Below are 18,504 nucleotides of genomic sequence, written 5' to 3' on the forward strand. Positions count from 1 at the left end.
TTTCATGTCGGCCGCGCCGCTCCTAGAATGCCGAAACGTCAAGAAGCACTACGGCGCACTCGCCGCAGTCGACGGGATCGATCTCGCGATCGCGGATGGTGAGACTATCGGCATTGGCGGACCCAACGGAGCAGGGAAGACGACCTTCTTCGACCTCATCTCAGGCCTGACCGCTGTGACAGGCGGTCAGGTCCTGTTCCTAGGACGCGAGATTACCGGCATCCCACCATACCGGCTCTTTCATATGGGCATGGCACGGACGTTTCAGGTTACGAGCGGCTTCGGCAGCCTGACGGTGCTGGAGAATATGCTGGCGGCGGTCGTCTACGGAACAGGAAGCGGGCGACCGGGACTGCACATCGCCTGTGCACACCGCGACCAGTCGATGGCGTGCCTGGAAAAATATGGGCTGGCCGACATTGCTCACCAGATCGTTTCGGGCATCCCCGTTCTGTCACGCAAAAAGCTGATGGTCGCTTCCGCTGTGGTTCACAATCCAAAGGTGCTGCTGCTCGACGAGCCGGTTGGCGGACTGATGCCCGGCGAGATCGATGAATTCATCGATCTCATGTTCGGATTGCGCAGCAGCGGCATATGCATCGTGTTCATCGAGCATGTCATGCGCTTCCTGACGACGGTCGCCGACCGCGCTCTCATCATCCACCAGGGGAAGCTGATCTATGACGGCAACCCCCAGAAGATCGCCGAGGATGCACTGGTGCGGTCTGTGTATCTTGGCTCAGCGGCCCACGCGGTGGCGGAGAAGGTGGCATGACCCCGTTTCTCGCTGTGCGTGGACTGGTTTCCGGCTATCGCCATTTGCGTGTGCTTCACGATGTAGATCTTGCGGTCGGGCAAGGAACGATCACCGCCATCATCGGGCCGAACGGCCACGGAAAATCGACTCTGCTGAAGGCCATTTCGGGCCTGCTGCCCAGTTGGGCCGGCGAAGTCGAGTTCGATGGAGTGAGACAGCCGGCCGGAGCTCCCGATCGGGCAAGAGCCGGTCTGACCCTGGTGCCTCAGGGCGATCAGCTCTTCATGGGCATGACCGTTCAGGAGAACCTGATGATGGGTGCGTTCGCCCGTTCGGATTTCGGCGGTGTGCGGCAAACCCTCGACGAGGTCTACACCCTTTTTCCGAGATTGCTCGAGCGGCGCACACAGCGCGCGAACTCCCTGTCTGGCGGTGAGCGGCGGATGGTCGGCATTGGCCGCGGCATGATGGCAAAAGGCAGATTGATGATGATCGACGAACCATCGCTGGGGTTGGCGCCGCTGATCATCGACCAGATCTATGAGGCTTTGGCCCAATTGGCAAAAGCTGGTCAGTCTATCCTCGTCGTCGAGGAAAATCCGAGCCGTGTCGCCCGTGTCGCATCCGCCTTCCACCTGATGGACGGAGGTCGGTTTGCGTGGAGCGGATCGTCCGACGAGATGATCAAGTCGGGCAACGTGCTCAAGACCTACCTGGGAGGCTGATCGCCTTGGACGCCATCCTCCAGATCATCGTCACGGGCCTGACACTCGGCTCCATGTATGCGTTGGCCTCCGTAGGCCTGGCGCTGACTTATGGCACCATGGGCATGTTCAACATGGCACATGGCCTCTTCATGACAATTGGCGCCTATGCCGCCTATTCTGTAACGACTCTATGGGGCGCGCCGCTTCCTGTCGGCCTGCTTGTCGGCCTGTTGGCGGGCGGCGTGAGCGGTCTGTTGCTCCACACACTCATCGTCCGTTTCATGTTGGATACGGAGGATTTTCAGACGACCGTCATGGTGGCGACAGCCGGCGTTGCAATCCTGCTTCAGGATCTCATCCTGAAGCGATACGGCGCTTATCCCTTCAAGCAGCCGGTTCAGATCGAAGGATCCTTTCGGCTTGCCGGCATCGCGGTGACATACCAGTCGGTGCTGATCCTCGCTATCGCCGCAGCACTGATCGGCGCGATGGCGTGGCTACTGACCCGCACGCGCTTCGGCCTCGCTATACGGGCGACCGCCATGAACCAGGATGCGGCCCAGCTGATGGGCGTGCGCACGGAGCGCATCTACCTTCAAGTCATCATCATCTCTGGTGCGCTCGCCGCAGCCGCTGGCATCTTGATCTCATCTCTGGCCGGATTGTCTCCGGCCATGGGCTCCAATCCGCTCATCCGGGCCTTCATTATCTGTGTGGTGGCGGGGCTCGGCAGTGTAACCGGCGCGGGACTCTCTGCCATCGCGCTTGGGCTCTTCGAAGCGGCCATCGGCTACTACTTCGGCGTTCGCTATGGACTGCCCGTGATGCTCGGGCTGGTTGTCCTGGTTCTGATTTTCAAGCCGGCAGGTGTGTTCGGCAGGCAAGAGGTTGTCCGCTCGTGAACAGGTTTGGCGACATCAAAAAACACCTTGTCGGCGCGGTCCTGCTGATGCTGGTCATGAGCATACCCCCCTTCGTTATCTCGCAGCGCTATCTGCTCGGCGAAATGATCGTGTTCATGCTGTGGGCATCGGTCGCCGTTCAGTGGAATGTCCTGATGGGGCATGCCGGCGTCTTTTCTTTGGGGCAGATGCTGTTTTTCGCCATCGGCGCCTATACGGTTGGCATGACTGGGGCCTATCTCGATCTCTCACCTTGGCTGTCCATGCCCATTGGCGCCGCCATCGCTGCCGTGGCAGCTCTCCTCATCGGCATTGCCTGTCTTCGATTGGCAACCGCCTATGTGGCGCTGCTCACCTTTGCGATCGCCTACATGGTCCATACGCTGATCATCACCGACGCCGGCTGTTTCGTCATGAGCGGCGGCATGTGTCAGCCTCTCTTCGGTGGCGGCAACGGCTTTTCGGGCATCGAGGATTTCGGCTTCAGGCAGTTGCTCAAAGGCAGCTGGATTGTCGGCAACTATTTCGTCGTCCTCGCCTCGCTGGGCCTCTCGCTGGTTGCCTCCATTCTCGTAATCCATGGCCGGCTCGGCCTGGCATTCCGCGCGCTGCGCGACAGCTCTATCTATGCAGCAAGCCGTGGCTTGAACAGGACAAAGTTCCACATCATCGCCTTTGTCACAACGGCGTTCTTCACCGGGCTTTCCGGGTCAGTCTACGCGACGCATTTTCGGTTTGCCGGCCCCAGCCTCTTCGAACTGCCGACGCTGGTCTTCATCCTGTCCATGGTGATCGTCGGTGGCTTGCGGTCGACTTGGGGCCCGATCTTCGGAGCAATGGCGATGACGTTGCTCGTCGAATTCGCCAAGAGCGTGGGCGACGTTCGCAACACAGCGGTCGGCATCATCCTTGTCCTCTTCGTCGTGTTCATGCCGAGGGGAATCGTCGGTGCCGCTGGTGGTGCTTTGGCGGCAATTTCAAGCTTTTTTCGCCGCCGGCGGCCCTCGACAGCGACAGGTCTGGTGTCACGACAGCTTCCGTGAATCTGGGCCCACGTGGATCGTCAGCAGGGAGATGTGCTTTGCCAAATCCTACGGTAATGCTCGAGCCGGCAATCCCTCCCCATTTGCGGGTGGAACGAACTACGCCGCTGAGAGCACCAGCGGGGTTCACGCCACAGCATGCCTCATACTCTGCGCGGTTTCACCCTCGCGTTAAGCATCTCCCGATGATTTACCTCGGAATCCAGTTCAGGCCTGGCGCAAGTGCCGCCGCATCGATCGCCAACTTAAGATCCGGGTTGAGCGGCCCTTCTGCCCCGGGCTTTTTCGACGAGGCTCGATTCGTCGACGAAAGTGGATATGTGAATGCCGTCTTTGTTGGCTATTGGGACGACAGAGCCATCTACGACCGGTGGGCTGGGTCGCTGCCAACCGGCTGGTGGCATCGGGAACTCCCATTGACTGGTGAGGTCGGTGCTTTCCGGGAAGCTTACACGCCGGCCATCGTCGACACAGAAACGACCTTCTCCCATCCTTATCCGGAAGGCTACTCTACGATTGCTGCCGGCATGAGCGGCAAGACCGATACACATGAATATTGGGGGTCTGCACGTGACCGCATCCCCCGGGCTCAGACCGAGACGCTGCTGCCGGATGGACGACCTCGTGCGCCATACATCGCTTCGGGTGCTGAGACGCGCGGCCGCCGCATCGAGATTGTACCTCACGGCAACCTGTGTGTGTTGCGCTCTGGACAAGACTGGAGCGAAACGCGCGGAGAAGAGCGCGCCTTCTATCTGCAAAAGGTCAGGCCGATGCTCGAAAAGGGCATGGCGGAGATAAGCGGCTCGGGATTGTCCCTGGGGTGCTACTTCAATCGCTACATGATGATCGAAAGCACCGACGGTCCGGTCGAGAAGACCTACAGCGTCAGCGCGTGGCATTCACTAGGCCATCTCGAGTCCTGGGTGAAGGCGGACACGCATCTGGCGATCTGGGCGGCCGGTATCAAACATTTCAAGCTGGCGGGCGATGAAGCCAGGCTGCGGCTCTATCATGAGTTGGTGGTGTTAAAGGCGCACGACCAGTCCTTCGACTATTTCAATTGCCATCGCGGCACGGGAATGCTGTGCAGCATCGATCGCTGACTGGCGATCCTGTTCCGCCTGCCACCTCAGCGAGTCCCAATCGGCCGCTTCACACGTTTAGAGCCGTCAATCTGAATATTGCCCGATTGAGATTTCATGCGCCTTTTCCTCCACCTAGCTTGCCTGCGGAACGGCATTCGGCTTTTGGGCAGCAAGGAACAAAGTCTACATCATGAGGTATTTTGAGACTATCGCAGGCGCGCTCAATCGACTTAGCGACAAGGCAGTGTCTTCAGTAGAGCTCTGCAAGGATCTTCTCATCGAAATTCACAGAGATAATCCCACCCTTGGGGCGTATAGCGATATCCTCGAAGAGACGGCTCTCTCTGAGGCGGCAGCCTCCGATGCGCGCCGCGCCGAAGGGCGGTGCCGTGGTCCGCTTGACGGCATTCCAGTCGCCGTGAAGGACATAATCGATACCACTCCTGCGGTCTGCAAGGCCGGCCTCGACCATCTCTCCGCCTATCGGCCCGCATCGGACGCCACCATGGTCAGGCTGTTGCGTAATGCCGGTGCCGTCATCCTTGGGGTCACGGAGACTGACCCTGGCGCCTTCTCGACCGAGACGCCGCAGGTGATCAATCCACTCGCGCAGATGCGATCGGCCGGTGGATCAAGTGGCGGCTCGGGTGCAGCAGTGGCGGCCGGACTTGCATATGCTGCACTCGGTACCGACACGGGAGGCAGTGTCCGCATTCCGGCCGCGTGCTGCTCCGTCTACGGCTTCAAACCGAGCTGGGGCAGACTCGACACGACGGGTGTGCGACCGCTTGCACCATCGCTGGATCATGTTGGGGTGCTCGCCTGCAGCGTTGCCGATCTGAGGATCGTTCAAACTGTCCTGGATCCCACAATCGATGGGATGCGCGAGCAGCCATCGACGTTCTCCTTGGGTATCAGCGAGGCATATTTCGCCGACGCCAACAATATCGTGAAACAGGCGATGGTCGAGGTTGTTTGCAAACTTCGTCGACACTCTCAGGCGCGATTGTACGACGTCTCGTTGCCGGCGCCTGACGACGTACTCGCATTCCACATGATCAACCTGCCGTGGGAAGCGGCCGCCTATCATGCTGCGCAATTTCCAGACGAGTGGCCGCGCTATCCCGACGTGGCGCGGCTGACCGTGGAGAAAGGCAAGTCGATCTCCGCGGTGGAATATGAGTCGGCCGACAGGCGTCGAAGGGATGCCCGTGCGATGGTCGACGCTGCGCTTGTCGGCATCGATGCGCTGATATTGCCAACTCTGCCAATCGACGCGCCGCTGCGGAGCGTTGACGCGATCGAACTTGCCGGCAAGATAGTCCCGAAACTCGAAGCGACAATCCGGTACACGTCGTTGTTCAATCAATCGGGACACCCGGTGATTTCGATGCCAGCGACACTGTTGCCGGATGGCAGGGCACTCAGCATCCAACTTGTCGGCAGGCGAGATGGCGACGCCGAACTGTTGATGCTCGCCCATCGCATCGAGCGCCTGCTCGCGGTCGAGGTCGACTATGCGGCGATCGTTGCTGGGCAGGCGGCGGAGGTCCATAATTTTCGTGCAGCGATCGTCTAGGAGGAGCAGCCATGTCAGCGACCAACAACGGCCATCATGGTCACGACGGCGACGACCATCATCATGAGCATGACCCGATCGAAGACGGTGCGATGTTGCGTGTCAGGGCACTTGAGGAACTGATGATCGCCAAGGGCCTCGTCGACCCGGAGGCTGTAGATCGCGTCGTCGAATACTACGAACGGCAGACTGGTCCGCGAAACGGCGCCGCCGTCGTGGCGCGTGCATGGACGGACCCGGCATTCAGGGAATGGCTGCTTCAGGATAGTACCGCTGCCATCCATTCGATGGGCTTTCAGGGCTATCAGGGCGAGCACATGCGGGTCGTAGAGAACACGTCCAGCGTCCACAACGTCATCGTCTGCACGCTGTGCTCCTGCTATCCGTGGGCGGTGCTCGGCCTGCCACCTGCGTGGTACAAGGGCGCCGCCTACCGCTCGCGGGTCGTGCGAGAGCCAAGGGCCGTGCTGAAGGAATTTGGTCTCGACATCCCTGCGGAAACCGAGGTGCGGGTCTGGGACAGTACCGCCGAAATCCGCTTCATGGTCCTGCCGCAACGGCCCGCCGGAACCGAGGGCTTCTCGCCTGAAAGGCTTGCGAGCCTCGTTACGCGCAATGGCATGATTGGGACGGCGCTGGTTTGAGGCATGACCGCCTTATGGGAGGAGACGATGGACGGCATTCACGACCTCGGAGGCATGCACGGCTTCGGCCCGGTGCCGGTAGACAAGGACGATTACGTCTTCAAGCACGAGTGGCAGCGCCGGTCTTTCGGCCTTACCCAGGCGCTGGCGGGGACGACGCCTTATTGCGCCGACATGCACCGGTTCAAGATCGAGAAATTGCTGGCAATCGACTATCTGCAAATGGACTACTTCGAGAAATGGGCCGTCGCGACGTCGGAATTGCTCAAGGATGCTGGACTGGTCAGCGAAGCGGAGCTGTCCTCAGGCAAGAAAGTGTTTGATGTCGACCTGACCAGAAACACGCCTGCCACTCCGGAGGGACTGGTCGAAGTGATGAAGAGCGGCGCGAAGCTGGACTTCCCGCCCGAGACCAGCCGGCCACAGTTTGTGGTGGGCGAAACCATCCGCGTGTCGGTCAACCACGCTTCGGGCCATACGCGGGTGCCGCGCTATGTGCGCGGCAAGGTCGGCAGTATCGTTGCCGACATGGGCGTATTCCAATTCGCCGACACCGTCGCGGCCGGATCAGGACCGCATCCGCAGCATTGTTACACGGTCGAATTCACCGCAGGCACGCTGTGGGGCAACGGCGCCGAAAGGGCCGGCGACCGCTTTTACCTAGACTTGGCGGAGACTTACATTGACCACCTTTGATGAAGATGCAGCTCTGCGCCGTTTGGCTGAGGCGGGCTTACCCCACGACGGCGAAGAGGGGCCTCTCTTCCCGTGCGCCTGGCACGCGCGGGTCTTTGGTCTGATCATTGCCTTGGTCGAAAACAAGCAAGTTGCGTGGGGGACGTTTCAGGCACGTCTTGTCTCGCACCTGAGAGAACATCTCTCAGAAACGGTCGCGCATTCGAACCAAGCGATCAATCAGCATTATTTTGACAGTTGGCTTGGAGCCGCCCAGGAGACGTTAGTGGCCGAGGGATTTCTTGCCGACGATGAACTCGGCGGCCAGGAAAAGCGTATCCGTGAAGCAGTCGCAAAGGTAAAGAATGACCAGATCATGAGCCGGGAAGCTTGAACAACAATTCCTAACGGACCAGTCCGCCATCGCGGGAATTGTTGGGAAGAACGGTGAGACAAGAGCGAGGGCCTTTGGCAGTCCCGCTCGATACGGATACGGCCTCCCCGATTTTTTCACTGCTCGTCCTGCTTGCCGCGTGAGTTGTCGTTTCGTCCAGTTCTTCTGTGGCGGTTCTGTTTGTTGATGAATGTGGGCCAAGGTCCCGAGGCTTACCCCCAAGTCGTTGTTACCGGCCAGAATCCGACAGAAGCGGTCCGATCGGCTGGCGGTAAAGAGTTCGTCTGGCGGTCACTCATGCTCGACGAATAATCTGTCCAGATACCCCAGGTCCGACCAGGCTTTGATGTTCTCGTCGCGGTCGGTCCAAATCCGCACGCAGTCGGGGTGCCGTCGAGCAAGGGAGTGGCGAGCGTGCTCTTGGACCTCACGCACAGGTGCTTCCTTCTGGCTTGCGCCTGCCGCAAAAGGGGCTCAGTGGATTTCTTCCAGTTCCAGCAGATCCCTTGGTGCCATCGCCTTGGAAATCTGGCCCTTCTGCATAACCAAGACACGATTGGCCAGAGCCGCGATGAACTCACGGCGCTGTTCAACGAGGATCATCGTCAGTTGCTTCTGTGCGCAGCCGTCCAAGGGTTTCAGCGATTTCCTCGTTGATTGACGGCTGGATGCCTTCCGTCGGCTCGTCAAGCATGATCAGCTTCGGCTTGCCGCACAGACATCGCGCCAAGGCCAGCAACTGTTGCTCGCCGCCGGACAGCAGCCCCCGACCCTCGCCAGCAACGGCTTCAGGCGCGGGAAAAGCTCAATCACCTGTCCATGATCTTCTGGTCACCATTGCCGAGCACGGCGCTGCCCATGCGAAGGTTTTCATGCACGGTGAGCGCCGGGAATATCTGCCGCCCTTGCGGAACGAGTCCCAGCCCCTTTCGCGCGCGGATGTGGGTGCCGTTTTAGTCAGGTCGCCGCCATCGAACTCGATCTTGCCGGAGGTCGCGGGCAGATATTCAACGATCGCGGAAGGAAGGGTCGTCTTGCCCATGCCGTTGTGGTGCCAACGCATTCTCCCTGATCGACATGGAAGCTGATCCCGTACAGGATCGGTATCTGTCCGTATCCGGACCCCAAATCGGAAATCTTGAGGATCATAGGGTTACCCCTCCGACCTGCATCCCGAGATAGACGTCCTTGACACGCTGGTCGGCCAAAACCTTGCCGATGGTGTCTTCCATGAGAACCTCGCCACGGTTGAAAACTGTAACCGTCTTGGCAATCATCTTGATGAATTCGATGTCGTTGAGAAGATCGATCGCCTGGTGTTTGCGACGAGCGCAGTTCTCCACTAGGCTGGCTACGAGGCAGTCTTCAGGATCGGCTGCGACGACAAGAGCGGGGACCTCCTGTTGACCAAGCGCCTTGTAGGCCTCCAGCCTGCCCTATCCGCAAACCAGATCGTAGTAAGGTCCTCCCGCCTCGGCGCGACGGGCAACGGCTATAGGCCGTTTCAGACCGATCTCGGAAAATGTTGTCGACGATATCTCTGAAGCTCCGCTTGTTGCGTATTCTGGGATTGACGACTGCAATCCTGTCGACGGGAATCATTTCAACCCGCTGAGCCGGCATCGCTGTCATCATGCTGCCTCCTCTATAGGAGTTCGTTCCGACATTGCGTAAAAGGCTTCGAGCGTCTCGAAACGGTATGCATCGAGGGATAGCCCGTTGTGCTCGCAAAGACGCAAGACGGCCGTATGCATGTCCAAACGGGGAAGCAGATAGTAGTCTCGCGGCTCCGCGTTTTTTCGCGCGCGACATGGGTTCGTCGGCGTCGTAGCGAGATGGCAGCACATATCGCGAGCTCGCTGCGCAAGTCTTGAGCGCAATCATCATATCGAGGCACTGGCGGGACAGATAGACGTTGTGTGGCTTCTTCCGCTTCATTCGCTCTTTGGGAATGCTCCAAACAGCGTTCTCGAAATCGATCTCATCCCACGTGGCGTCCAGCAGCTCACCTTTTCGAACCATCGTGAGCAGGATCAGCCTTAGGCCGAGCCGAATGGTTGGCAGCGTCGGCACATTTTCCAACTCTGTCAGCACGATTCGGATTTCTGCGGGCGACAACGCCCGGTCTTTCGCCTCGAACGTGGCTATCGAGGCTGGTGCTATCTCGTCCGCGGGATTGGCAATCTTCTCACCGCGCAAAATGGCATAACCATAGACCTGCTTAACGATATCCCGGACATGAATGGCGGTTGCGGCGCGCCGCGGTCCCTCACCTTTGCGCAGAGCGAGCGCAAGTCGTCAGCTGTTACTTCTGTGAGGAGCCTTTTGTCCCAAATCGGCAAGATGTCTCGATCGAAGATGGCTTTGCGCATTGAGCGCGTGCTGTCGGCCATCTTGGCCTCCTTAAACCAGCCCCTGCCGGCATCGCCGAAGGTGGCCATCGCAGACAGGCCGCTTGTCGCGCTGCTTTTCCTGCGCAGGCGATTTTCCGGCTGCACCATTTTCCGAGCGGCAAGGCATCGGTCACGCGCCTCAGCTAGAGAGATGCCTCCTTCGCCATAGCGGCCTAGCGTCACCGTCTCGCGCCGACCATTCATGCGGTAGTCGTACCGGAACGAAATCTGCCCTGCGGGAGACACCGTCGCGTACATACCGTCACGGTCGGCAACCTTATATATTTTTCCTTTTGGTTTCAGCTTCTTAAGTGCGATATCAGTGAGCATGCGGAGAACAGTATCAAAGCGCCTATCCAAATATTTAGCGCCATTTCACCGTCATTCATTTTACCGTCAAGCTTCGCGAAGAACGCTACATATTCAATAGCTTACCGCAATATCATTCGGCGCGCTTTGGAACGACGCTGTGACGGTATTAGTCAAAAGCGAGGATGACGCGGAAAGGCATGCCGTCAGTTTTACCGCCAAAAGATTCCGCTTAGAGGCGATAGTCAGCGATAGTCCCAGAGCGGAAATCTATTGTAATTCAACGCGTTGGTCGTCTATTTCCGATAGATCTCAAACGCTGGCGAATGCCCTCGCTTTATTCCCACTCGATTGTGCCAGGCGGCTTCGACGTCACGTCGTAGACAACGCGGTTGATGCCGCGGACCTCGTTGATGATGCGCGTGGCGGCGGCGCCCAGGAAGGCCATGTCGTAGTGGTAGAAATCCGCCGTCATACCGTCGACCGAGGTGACGGCGCGCAACGCGCAGACGAACTCGTAGGTGCGGCCATCGCCCATCACACCGACTGTCTGCACCGGCAAGAGCACGGCGAAGGCTTGCCAGATGGCGTCGTAGAGCCCGGCCTTACGGATCTCGTCGAGATAGATGGCGTCGGCCTCACGCAGGATTTCCAGTTTCTCGCGGGTGATGCCGCCGGGGCAGCGGATGGCAAGGCCGGGACCGGGGAACGGGTGGCGGCCGATGAAGCTTTCGGGCAGGCCGAGCTCCTTGCCCAGCGCCCGCACCTCGTCCTTGAACAGTTCGCGCAGCGGCTCGACCAGCTGCATGTTCATGCGCTCGGGCAGGCCGCCGACATTGTGGTGCGACTTGATGGTCACCGACGGGCCGCCGGTGAAGGAGACGCTTTCGATGACGTCGGGATAGAGCGTGCCCTGTGCCAGGAAATCGGCGCCGCCGAGCTTTTTGGCCTCTTCCTCGAACACCTCGATGAACAGCCGGCCGATGGTCTTGCGCTTCTTCTCGGGGTCAACCTCGCCTTCCAGCGCCGAGATGAATTTCTCCGAGGCATCGACCAGGATCAGCGGCAGATTGTAATGCTGACGGAACATCGCCACCACGCCCGCCGCCTCGTCCTTGCGCATCAGGCCATGGTCGACGAGGATGCAGGTGAGCTGGTCGCCGACCGCCTCGTGGATCAGCAGCGCCGCGACGGAAGAATCCACACCGCCCGACAGCGCGCAGATGACCTTACCCTTGCCGACCTGCTTGCGGATCGCCTCGACCGCGTGTTCACGGTAGGCGCGCATCGTCCAGTCGCCCTCGATGCCGGCGATGTCGCAGACGAAATTCCGGAGCAGCCTGGCGCCATCAGGCGTGTGCACCACCTCGGGGTGGAACATGATGCCGTACATCTTGCGCTCGACATTGCCGAAAATGGCGAAAGGCGAGCTTTCCGACTTGCCGAACACCTGAAAACCCGGCGGCAAGGCGATGACGCGGTCGCCATGGCTCATCCACACCTGGTGGCGCTGGCCGGTCGCCCACAGCCCCTCGAACAGCGGGCTGTCCTTCTCGATCTCGACGAAAGCGCGTCCGAACTCGCGATGGTTGGAGCTTTCGGCGACACCGCCCATCTGCACGCACATGGCCATTTGGCCGTAGCAGATGCCAAGCACCGGCACGCCGGCATCGAAGACGATCTGCGGCGCGCGCGGGCTGCCGATATCCGACGTCGAAGCCGGGCCGCCCGACAGGATGACGGCTTTGGGATTGATGCGCTTGAACGCGGCTTCAGCCGATTGGAACGGCACGATCTCGGAAAACACGCCGGCCTCACGGATGCGGCGGGCGATGAGCTGCGTAAACTGGCTGCCGAAATCGACAATCAGGACGGTGTCGGGATGATTGGCTGTTTTCATGGCGAGCGTTTAGAGAAAGAAATGAGTCGACGCAATGGGTTGCGTAGCCTGACTTTCAGACGGATCTGGCCTGGTCGTTGGACGGAGCCGTCCGCAGCAGACCCGTGCCGATCGCCCGTTCAAGGCGCATGACGGCGTCGGCCAGCTTTTCGTCGATGACGTGCAGATATTCGGTCCAGTCGCCGACATGCCTGAGCTCGGCAGCCCCGTCGGAAATACCGCGCAGCCCGATCAGGGGCACATCGAACTGCTGGCAGGCGCGCAGGCAGGCGAAGGTCTCCATATCGACCATATCGGCCGCGATCGCATCATAGGCAGCGCCGGTGATGATCGCACCACCGGTCGACAGTGTGGCTTGCCTGATTTCAGGAATACGAAACGGCAGCGGCACGGTGACCGGCAGATCGAGAAAAGGGGTCGCGCCCTTTTCGAAACCCAAGGGCGAGGCGTCGATGTCGCGATAGCTGACGGAGACGGCCTGATAGATTTCCGTCTGCTCCAGCGTCCGGCTGCCGGCTGAGCCGAGCGAGACGACAAGGTCCGGCAACGCCTGCTGCGACTTCAGCCAGGACAGTTCGGCGCCCAGCGTGACTGCTGCCTCGACCGGACCGACGCCCGTCATCAGCGGTGTGAACAGTTTTTGCAGATGCGAGCCATATTCGGCCAGCGCCGCCATGACGAAGAGGACGTCCTTGCCGCCAATTCTCGTAACGTTGGCCATCACCCAGCAATCCCGTCACGCCCAACCACCGTCATCATCGTTCCGGTCATGGTGGCGATCAGCTTGGCCTCGCCGTCGGCGGCGAAGGCATAGGCCTGACCGTCGGCGACGATGATGGTGCGGCCGGGTTTGGTTACCGAGCCGCGGAACAGGAAGCGTTCGCCCCTGCCCGGCGCCAGAAGATTGACCTTGAATTCGATGGTCAGCACGCCGGAATTCTCAGGCATCAGCGAGAAGGCGGCGTAGCCGCAGGCCGAGTCCAGCGCTGTCGAAATCACGCCGGCATGCAGGAAACCATGCTGCTGGGTGAGCGCCGCCGAATAAGGCATCTCGATCTCGATGATGCCGGGCGTCACCAGCGTCAGTTCGGCGCCGATCGTCGCCATTGCCTGCTGGCGCGCGAAAGACGCCCTGACGCGATCCTCATAGTCCGGGGCCGGTACGATCTTTGCTGCCATCGCAATTGCCTTCGTTTGTCTGGCAAAGCTTATTGCAGAGGGATGGGCGGCAGGCAATCTCAATTGCTGCACTGCAACAATTCGTCCCGTCGGCCGTCATGGGTTGAGTGGCCGGAGATCCGGCTGGCTCAGTTGGTCCGGCGCAGCGCGCAGAAATAGAACCCGTCCGTTGCGCTCAGCAACGGCGACAGTGAGATATCGCCGGCGGAACCGATCCGTGCGGCGGCCTCGTGGCCGGGGAAATGGCTCTCCCACAGTGCGCGGTGGTCAATCGGAACAAAACGGCTGTTGCGCTCGCGGAACGCGGCGATCTGCTCGCCATTCTCCTCGGAGAATACCGAGCAGGTGATGTAGACCAGCAGGCCGCCGGGTTTGACATAGGCTTGTGCGGCATCGAGGATCGCCGACTGCTCGCCCTTGCGGGCATCGAGCTGCCTTTGCGTCAGCCGCCATTTTGCATCGGGACGGCGCCGCCAGGTGCCGCTGCCGGTGCAAGGCGCGTCGACCAGCACGATGTCCATGTGATTGGAGAGCGGAGTGAGTTCGGCCGGCTTGGTGACGACCTGCACGTTGCGGTTTTCCGAGCGGCGGATCCGGTCGAAGATTGGCGCAACGCGGGCCTTTTCGGCATCATGGGCAAAGATCTGGCCGCGATTGTCCATCGCAGCCGACAGCGCCAATGTCTTGCCGCCGGCGCCGGCACAGAAGTCGAGCACCTGCATGCCGGCCTCGGCGCCGGCAAGTGCTGCCGCTATTTGCGAGCCCTCGTCCTGGACCTCGAACCAGCCTTTCTGGAAGGCGGGCTCGACCTGCACGTTCGGGTGCCTGCCGTCGCCGTCGATGGGCGGAATGCGGATGCCGAGCGGCGCGATCGGCGCGGTCTGCGCCCCTGTATCGGCCAGTTCCTTGAGCACCCTGGCGCGATCGGCCTGCAGCGTGTTGACCCTTATGTCGAGCGGCGGGCGGGTCGCCAGCGCCGCACCCTCCCCGACCCATGCCTCGCCAAAAGCCCGTTCGAAAAGCGGTTCACACCAATCTGGTATGTCGGCACGCACCGCGGGCGGCGCGTCGGCAAGCCGGCGACCGGCAATCGTCTGCAGTTCGGTGGCGCTGAGCAGCGGCGGCGCGAACTTGTCGCCGTCGAGCGCGTCGTTGAGCGACTGCGCCGTCTGGCCCCATTCGAGCAGCAACGCGCCGAAGCCGACGGCGCGCGGCGTGTCTTCGCCGAGCAGCCAGCCGGCGGAACGTTTGCGGCGCAGCGCGTCGTAGACGATGTTGCCGATCGCCGCGCGATCGCCGCCACCGGCGAAGCGGTGTGACAGGCCCCAATCTTTCAGCGCATCGGCCACCGGGCGGTGACGCCGGCCAATGTCCTCCAGCACTTCGATGGCCGCAGCCAGCCGTCCGCCCAGTCGCATTGATCATTCCATCAAATCGAAATTTATCGCCTGCTCTTAGAGCCTTTCGCGTTCGGATTGAACCCCGCTCCGCCACGCTACGAAGAGGTCACCTGAAATCTGTCCGGTCGATAAATATCGCGGGCCGGCAACAGCAGATCGATCAATAGATGCAAGATCTCTAATGTTCGCAACTGGCGACTGCAAGCACGGCCTTTGGCGCAACTGCTCTGCTTTCCAAGTTTTTCCGTTGGGAATACTCTTCACACCATGATTCGCGGCGCGGAAAACGCGAACCGGCGGATCGCTAAGAGGAGAGGGCAATGAAAACTTATCTGGCGGAAGTTCTAGGCACATTTCTGTTGGTATTCATCGGCACGGCGTCGGTGGTGACGGGCGGCTTCGGCGGCGCGCTGCCGCTCGGTCAGGAAGGCATCGGTCTGGCATTCGGCATCGGCCTCATCGCCGCGGCCTATGCGATCGGCCCGATTTCGGGCGCACATCTCAATCCGGCGGTGACGCTCGGCGTCTTCCTCGCCGGTCGGCTGCCGGCAAAGGACGTCATCCCCTACTGGATCGCGCAGATCATCGGCGCCATCCTGGCTTCGCTGGCACTGTGGATCATCGTCTCCGGCAAGGCCGGCGAACCCATCACCAACTTCGGCGCCAATGGCTGGGACGTGGCGAAATGGGGCATGAGCTCGGCTTTCCTGTGGGAGCTGATCGGCACCTTCACCTTCGTCACGGTGATCCTCGGCGTGACCGCTGAAAAGCACTCGACGGCGTTTGCCGGTCTGGTCATCGGCCTGACGCTGGCGGGCATTCACTTCGCCATGATCCCGGTCACCGGCACCTCGGTCAATCCCGCCCGCTCCATCGGCCCTGCGCTGTTCACCGGCGGTGCGGCGCTCAGCCAGCTCTGGCTGTTCATCGTCGCCCCGCTGATCGGCGGCGCCATCGCCGGTGTCGTCGCCAAGGCACGCATCTTCGAGAAGGATTGATCCCGAAAGCCTGCATGCAAAAGGCGCGGGCCACGGCCCGCGCCTTCAGATTGATTACAAACCCCTCGGTTTTTGACAGCAGTCAAAATCGAGGGGTTTTGATTCCGGTTTGTTCGCGATCTGAATCTGAGACGTTCCGTGAATCTTGGGTGATTTCGAGACGTGCGGAGGTTTGTCAGCAGTCTGAAGGCGCGGGCCACGGCCCGCGCCTTTTTTGTTGGGAGGATGGACCTTACTTCGCGAAGACCTCGAAGCGGTCGGCGTTCATCACCTTGGTCCACGCCTTGACGAAATCCCTCGTGAATTTCGCCTTGGCGTCCGCCGATCCGTAGACCTCGGCCAGCGCACGCAGCTGCGCGTGCGAGCCGAAGATCAGGTCGGCGCGGGTGCCGGTCCACTTGACTGCCTTGGTCTTGCGGTCGCGCGCTTCGTAGACTTCATCCGAACCCGGCTCGGAACCGGCGGCCGGATCCCAGACCGTGTTCATGCCGAGCAGGTTGACGAAGAAGTCGTTGGTCAGCGTGCCCGGCCTGTCGGTGAACACGCCGTGCCTGGACTTGCCGGTGTTGGCGCCAAGCACCCGCAGACCGCCGACGAGCACTGTAAGCTCCGGCGCCGTCAGGCCCAGCAACTGCGCCCGGTCGACCAGCATGGCTTCGACCGACATTGGCTGCTTGCCCCTGACATAGTTGCGGAAGCCGTCGACTTTCGGCTCGAGTGCTGCAAAGGAGGCGATATCGGTCTGTTCCTGCGAGGCGTCCATGCGGCCTGGCGTGAACGGCACCTTGACGTCGTTGCCGCCATCCTTTGCCGCTTTCTCGACCGCGGCGACGCCGCCGAGCACGATCAGGTCGGCAAGCGAGACCTTCTTGCCGCCTGTCTGTGCCGCATTGAACTGCTTTTGGATGCCTTCGAGCTTGGCAAGCACCTTCGACAATTCGGCCGGCTGGTTGACGTCCCAGTCTTTCTGCGGCGCCAGCCGGATGCGTGCGCCATTGGCGCCGCCACGCTTGTCGGAGTTGCGGAAGGTCGAGGCCGATGCCCAGGCGGTCGAAACCAGCTCGGAAACGGACAGACCCGACGCCAGGATCTTTGCCTTCAGCGACGCGATATCCTGTTCGCCGACCAGTTCGTGGTCGATTGCAGGGATCGGATCCTGCCAGATCAGTTCCTCCTTCGGCACGAGCGGGCCGAGGTAGCGCACGACCGGACCCATGTCGCGATGGGTCAGCTTGAACCAGGCGCGGGCAAAGGCATCGGCGAACTGGTCGGGATGCTCATGGAAACGCCGCGAGATTTTCTCGTAAGCCGGGTCGACCCGCAGCGCCAGGTCGGTGGTCAGCATGGAAGGCGCGTGGCGCTTGGAGGAATTGTGCGCGTCCGGCACGGTACCGGCACCGGCGCCGCCCTTCGGCGTCCACTGATGGGCACCTGCCGGGCTCTTCGTCAGTTCCCATTCATAGTTGAACAGATTGTCGAAGAAGTTGTTGCTCCATTTGGTCGGCGTCGTGGTCCAGATGACCTCGAGGCCCGAGGTGATGGCGTCGCCGGCAATGCCTGACGCATATTTGCTCGACCAGCCTAGGCCTTGAGTCTCGATGCCTGCGCCTTCCGGCTCAGCGCCCACCAGCGACGCATCGCCGGCGCCATGGGTCTTGCCGAAGGTGTGACCGCCGGCGATCAGCGCCACCGTCTCCTCGTCGTTCATGGCCATGCGGCCAAAGGTTTCCCTGATGTCGCGTGCCGAGGCCAGCGGATCGGGCTTGCCGTTCGGCCCTTCCGGATTGACGTAGATCAGGCCCATCTGCACGGCGCCGAGATGGCCCCGAAGCTCACGGTCACCGGAGTAGCGCTCGTCGCCGAGCCATTTGGCTTCGGAACCCCAGTCGACGTCCTGCTCGGGCTCCCAGACATCGGCGCGGCCGCCGGCGAAACCGAAGGTCTTGAAGCCCATCGATTCCAGCGCGACATTGCCGGTGAGGATCAGCAGATCGGCCCAGGAAATCTTGCGGCCATATTTCTGCTTGATCGGCCACAAGAGCCGGCGTGCCTTGTCGAGATTGGCGTTGTCCGGCCAGCTGTTGAGCGGCGCGAAACGCTGCTGGCCCGCGCCGGCGCCGCCGCGACCGTCACCGATGCGATAGGTGCCGGCACTGTGCCAGGCCATGCGGATGAACAACGGCCCGTAGTGACCAAAGTCGGCCGGCCACCAATCCTGCGAATCCGTCATCACATGGTGCAGGTCCTTGATGACAGCATCGAGATCTAGGCTCGCGAATTCCTTGGCATAGTCGAAGTCGTCGCCCATCGGGTCGGACAGGTTCGACTGCTGGTGGAGAACGCCGAGGTCAAGCTGGTTCGGCCACCAGTCACGATTGGTCCTGCCAACGGCTCCGTGCGCGACCGGGCATTTGCCCGCGCTTTTGTCATCGGTATTCGCGTCCATCTTCAGTCTCCGATTTTTGCCGAGTCTTGATCTTTGCCAGGATTTTGGGGGCGGCTCGTCGGCCGCACCATCTTGGAATGATTCCAGACT

General features: G+C 60.9%; 19 protein-coding genes and 1 pseudogene. 10 read left to right on the forward strand and 10 right to left on the reverse strand.

The features are described from left to right. Positions 1-4: 4 nt before the first annotated feature. The 9 genes from FJ546_RS21790 to FJ546_RS21830 all read left to right on the forward strand — a co-directional run bounded on the left by FJ546_RS21790 (position 5) and on the right by FJ546_RS21830 (position 7,789). Complete coding sequence (locus FJ546_RS21790) at positions 5-775, forward strand: ATP-binding cassette domain-containing protein (RefSeq protein ID WP_140891224.1); 771 nt, start codon at positions 5-7, stop codon at positions 773-775. After that, positions 772-1,482 carry an ABC transporter ATP-binding protein gene (locus tag FJ546_RS21795; protein WP_140891225.1) on the forward strand — a complete coding sequence of 237 codons (711 nt, stop codon included), beginning with the start codon at positions 772-774 and terminating at the stop codon, positions 1,480-1,482. The genes FJ546_RS21790 and FJ546_RS21795 overlap by 4 nt, the downstream gene beginning before the upstream one ends. 5 nt (positions 1,483-1,487) lie before the next feature. Continuing rightward, positions 1,488-2,366: a branched-chain amino acid ABC transporter permease gene (locus FJ546_RS21800; protein ID WP_140891226.1), complete on the forward strand. Its 879-nt coding sequence runs from the start codon at positions 1,488-1,490 to the stop codon at positions 2,364-2,366. A 56-nt stretch (positions 2,367-2,422) separates the two neighbouring features. Then, entirely contained in the window at positions 2,423-3,409 is a 987-nt protein-coding gene (locus FJ546_RS21805; protein WP_210243116.1) for a branched-chain amino acid ABC transporter permease, read from the forward strand. A 185-nt stretch (positions 3,410-3,594) separates the two neighbouring features. Continuing rightward, positions 3,595-4,515 (forward strand): phenylacetaldoxime dehydratase family protein, encoded by a 921-nt coding sequence (locus FJ546_RS21810; protein ID WP_181168034.1) that lies wholly within the window; start codon positions 3,595-3,597, stop codon positions 4,513-4,515. A gap of 172 nt (positions 4,516-4,687) precedes the next feature. Then, positions 4,688-6,076 (forward strand): amidase, encoded by a 1,389-nt coding sequence (locus FJ546_RS21815; protein ID WP_140891228.1) that lies wholly within the window; start codon positions 4,688-4,690, stop codon positions 6,074-6,076. A gap of 11 nt (positions 6,077-6,087) precedes the next feature. Continuing rightward, positions 6,088-6,720 (forward strand): nitrile hydratase subunit alpha, encoded by a 633-nt coding sequence (gene nthA, locus FJ546_RS21820; protein WP_140891229.1) that lies wholly within the window; start codon positions 6,088-6,090, stop codon positions 6,718-6,720. 27 nt (positions 6,721-6,747) lie between these two features. Continuing rightward, the gene (gene nthB, locus FJ546_RS21825; protein ID WP_181168035.1) at positions 6,748-7,416 is read left to right on the forward strand and encodes a nitrile hydratase subunit beta; all 669 of its coding nucleotides are present in this window, start codon (positions 6,748-6,750) and stop codon (positions 7,414-7,416) included. Next, positions 7,403-7,789, forward strand: coding sequence for a nitrile hydratase accessory protein (locus FJ546_RS21830; RefSeq protein WP_140891231.1), 387 nt, complete (start codon positions 7,403-7,405; stop codon positions 7,787-7,789). Before nthB ends, FJ546_RS21830 begins: the two co-directional genes overlap by 14 nt. 474 nt (positions 7,790-8,263) lie before the next feature. Here the strand turns inward: FJ546_RS21830 and FJ546_RS32005 are convergent, their stop codons facing one another. The 9 genes and pseudogenes from FJ546_RS32005 to FJ546_RS21870 all read right to left on the reverse strand — a co-directional run bounded on the left by FJ546_RS32005 (position 8,264) and on the right by FJ546_RS21870 (position 14,988). After that, positions 8,264-8,392 carry a hypothetical protein gene (locus FJ546_RS32005; RefSeq protein WP_348641992.1) on the reverse strand — a complete coding sequence of 43 codons (129 nt, stop codon included), beginning with the start codon at positions 8,390-8,392 and terminating at the stop codon, positions 8,264-8,266. After that, positions 8,379-8,528, reverse strand: coding sequence for a hypothetical protein (locus FJ546_RS32010; protein ID WP_348641993.1), 150 nt, complete (start codon positions 8,526-8,528; stop codon positions 8,379-8,381). The genes FJ546_RS32005 and FJ546_RS32010 overlap by 14 nt, the downstream gene beginning before the upstream one ends. Before the next feature lie 66 nt (positions 8,529-8,594). After that, entirely contained in the window at positions 8,595-8,831 is a 237-nt protein-coding gene (locus tag FJ546_RS32015) for a hypothetical protein (protein ID WP_348641994.1), read from the reverse strand. A 103-nt stretch (positions 8,832-8,934) separates the two neighbouring features. Continuing rightward, positions 8,935-9,066, reverse strand: a complete 132-nt coding sequence (locus FJ546_RS31930; RefSeq protein ID WP_281405658.1) for a hypothetical protein — start codon at positions 9,064-9,066, stop codon at positions 8,935-8,937. Positions 9,067-9,589: 523 nt separating this feature from the next. Next, positions 9,590-10,512, reverse strand: a pseudogene (locus FJ546_RS21850) (integrase arm-type DNA-binding domain-containing protein); the annotation flags it as partial. Between the two features lie 316 nt (positions 10,513-10,828). After that, on the reverse strand, positions 10,829-12,391 hold the full coding sequence (gene guaA, locus FJ546_RS21855) for a glutamine-hydrolyzing GMP synthase (RefSeq protein WP_140891232.1): 1,563 nt from the start codon (positions 12,389-12,391) through the stop codon (positions 10,829-10,831). Between the two features lie 55 nt (positions 12,392-12,446). Continuing rightward, a complete protein-coding gene (locus tag FJ546_RS21860; RefSeq protein ID WP_140891233.1) occupies positions 12,447-13,112 on the reverse strand; it encodes a 5'-methylthioadenosine/S-adenosylhomocysteine nucleosidase in 666 nt (221 codons plus the stop codon). Further along, positions 13,112-13,570, reverse strand: coding sequence for a PaaI family thioesterase (locus FJ546_RS21865; RefSeq protein WP_023686843.1), 459 nt, complete (start codon positions 13,568-13,570; stop codon positions 13,112-13,114). Before FJ546_RS21865 ends, FJ546_RS21860 begins: the two co-directional genes overlap by 1 nt. Before the next feature lie 128 nt (positions 13,571-13,698). Beyond that, positions 13,699-14,988 carry an RsmB/NOP family class I SAM-dependent RNA methyltransferase gene (locus FJ546_RS21870; RefSeq protein ID WP_140891234.1) on the reverse strand — a complete coding sequence of 430 codons (1,290 nt, stop codon included), beginning with the start codon at positions 14,986-14,988 and terminating at the stop codon, positions 13,699-13,701. A 302-nt stretch (positions 14,989-15,290) separates the two neighbouring features. On the opposite strand from FJ546_RS21870, the gene FJ546_RS21875 reads away from it, so the two are divergent. Further along, positions 15,291-15,968: an MIP family channel protein gene (locus FJ546_RS21875; protein WP_140891235.1), complete on the forward strand. Its 678-nt coding sequence runs from the start codon at positions 15,291-15,293 to the stop codon at positions 15,966-15,968. Positions 15,969-16,200: 232 nt separating this feature from the next. Here the strand turns inward: FJ546_RS21875 and katG are convergent, their stop codons facing one another. Continuing rightward, on the reverse strand, positions 16,201-18,414 hold the full coding sequence (gene katG, locus FJ546_RS21885) for a catalase/peroxidase HPI (RefSeq protein ID WP_140891237.1): 2,214 nt from the start codon (positions 18,412-18,414) through the stop codon (positions 16,201-16,203). Positions 18,415-18,504: the final 90 nt, after the last annotated feature.

It is taken from the genome of Mesorhizobium sp. B2-4-19 (genome assembly GCF_006441315.1).
Classification (GTDB): domain Bacteria; phylum Pseudomonadota; class Alphaproteobacteria; order Rhizobiales; family Rhizobiaceae; genus Mesorhizobium.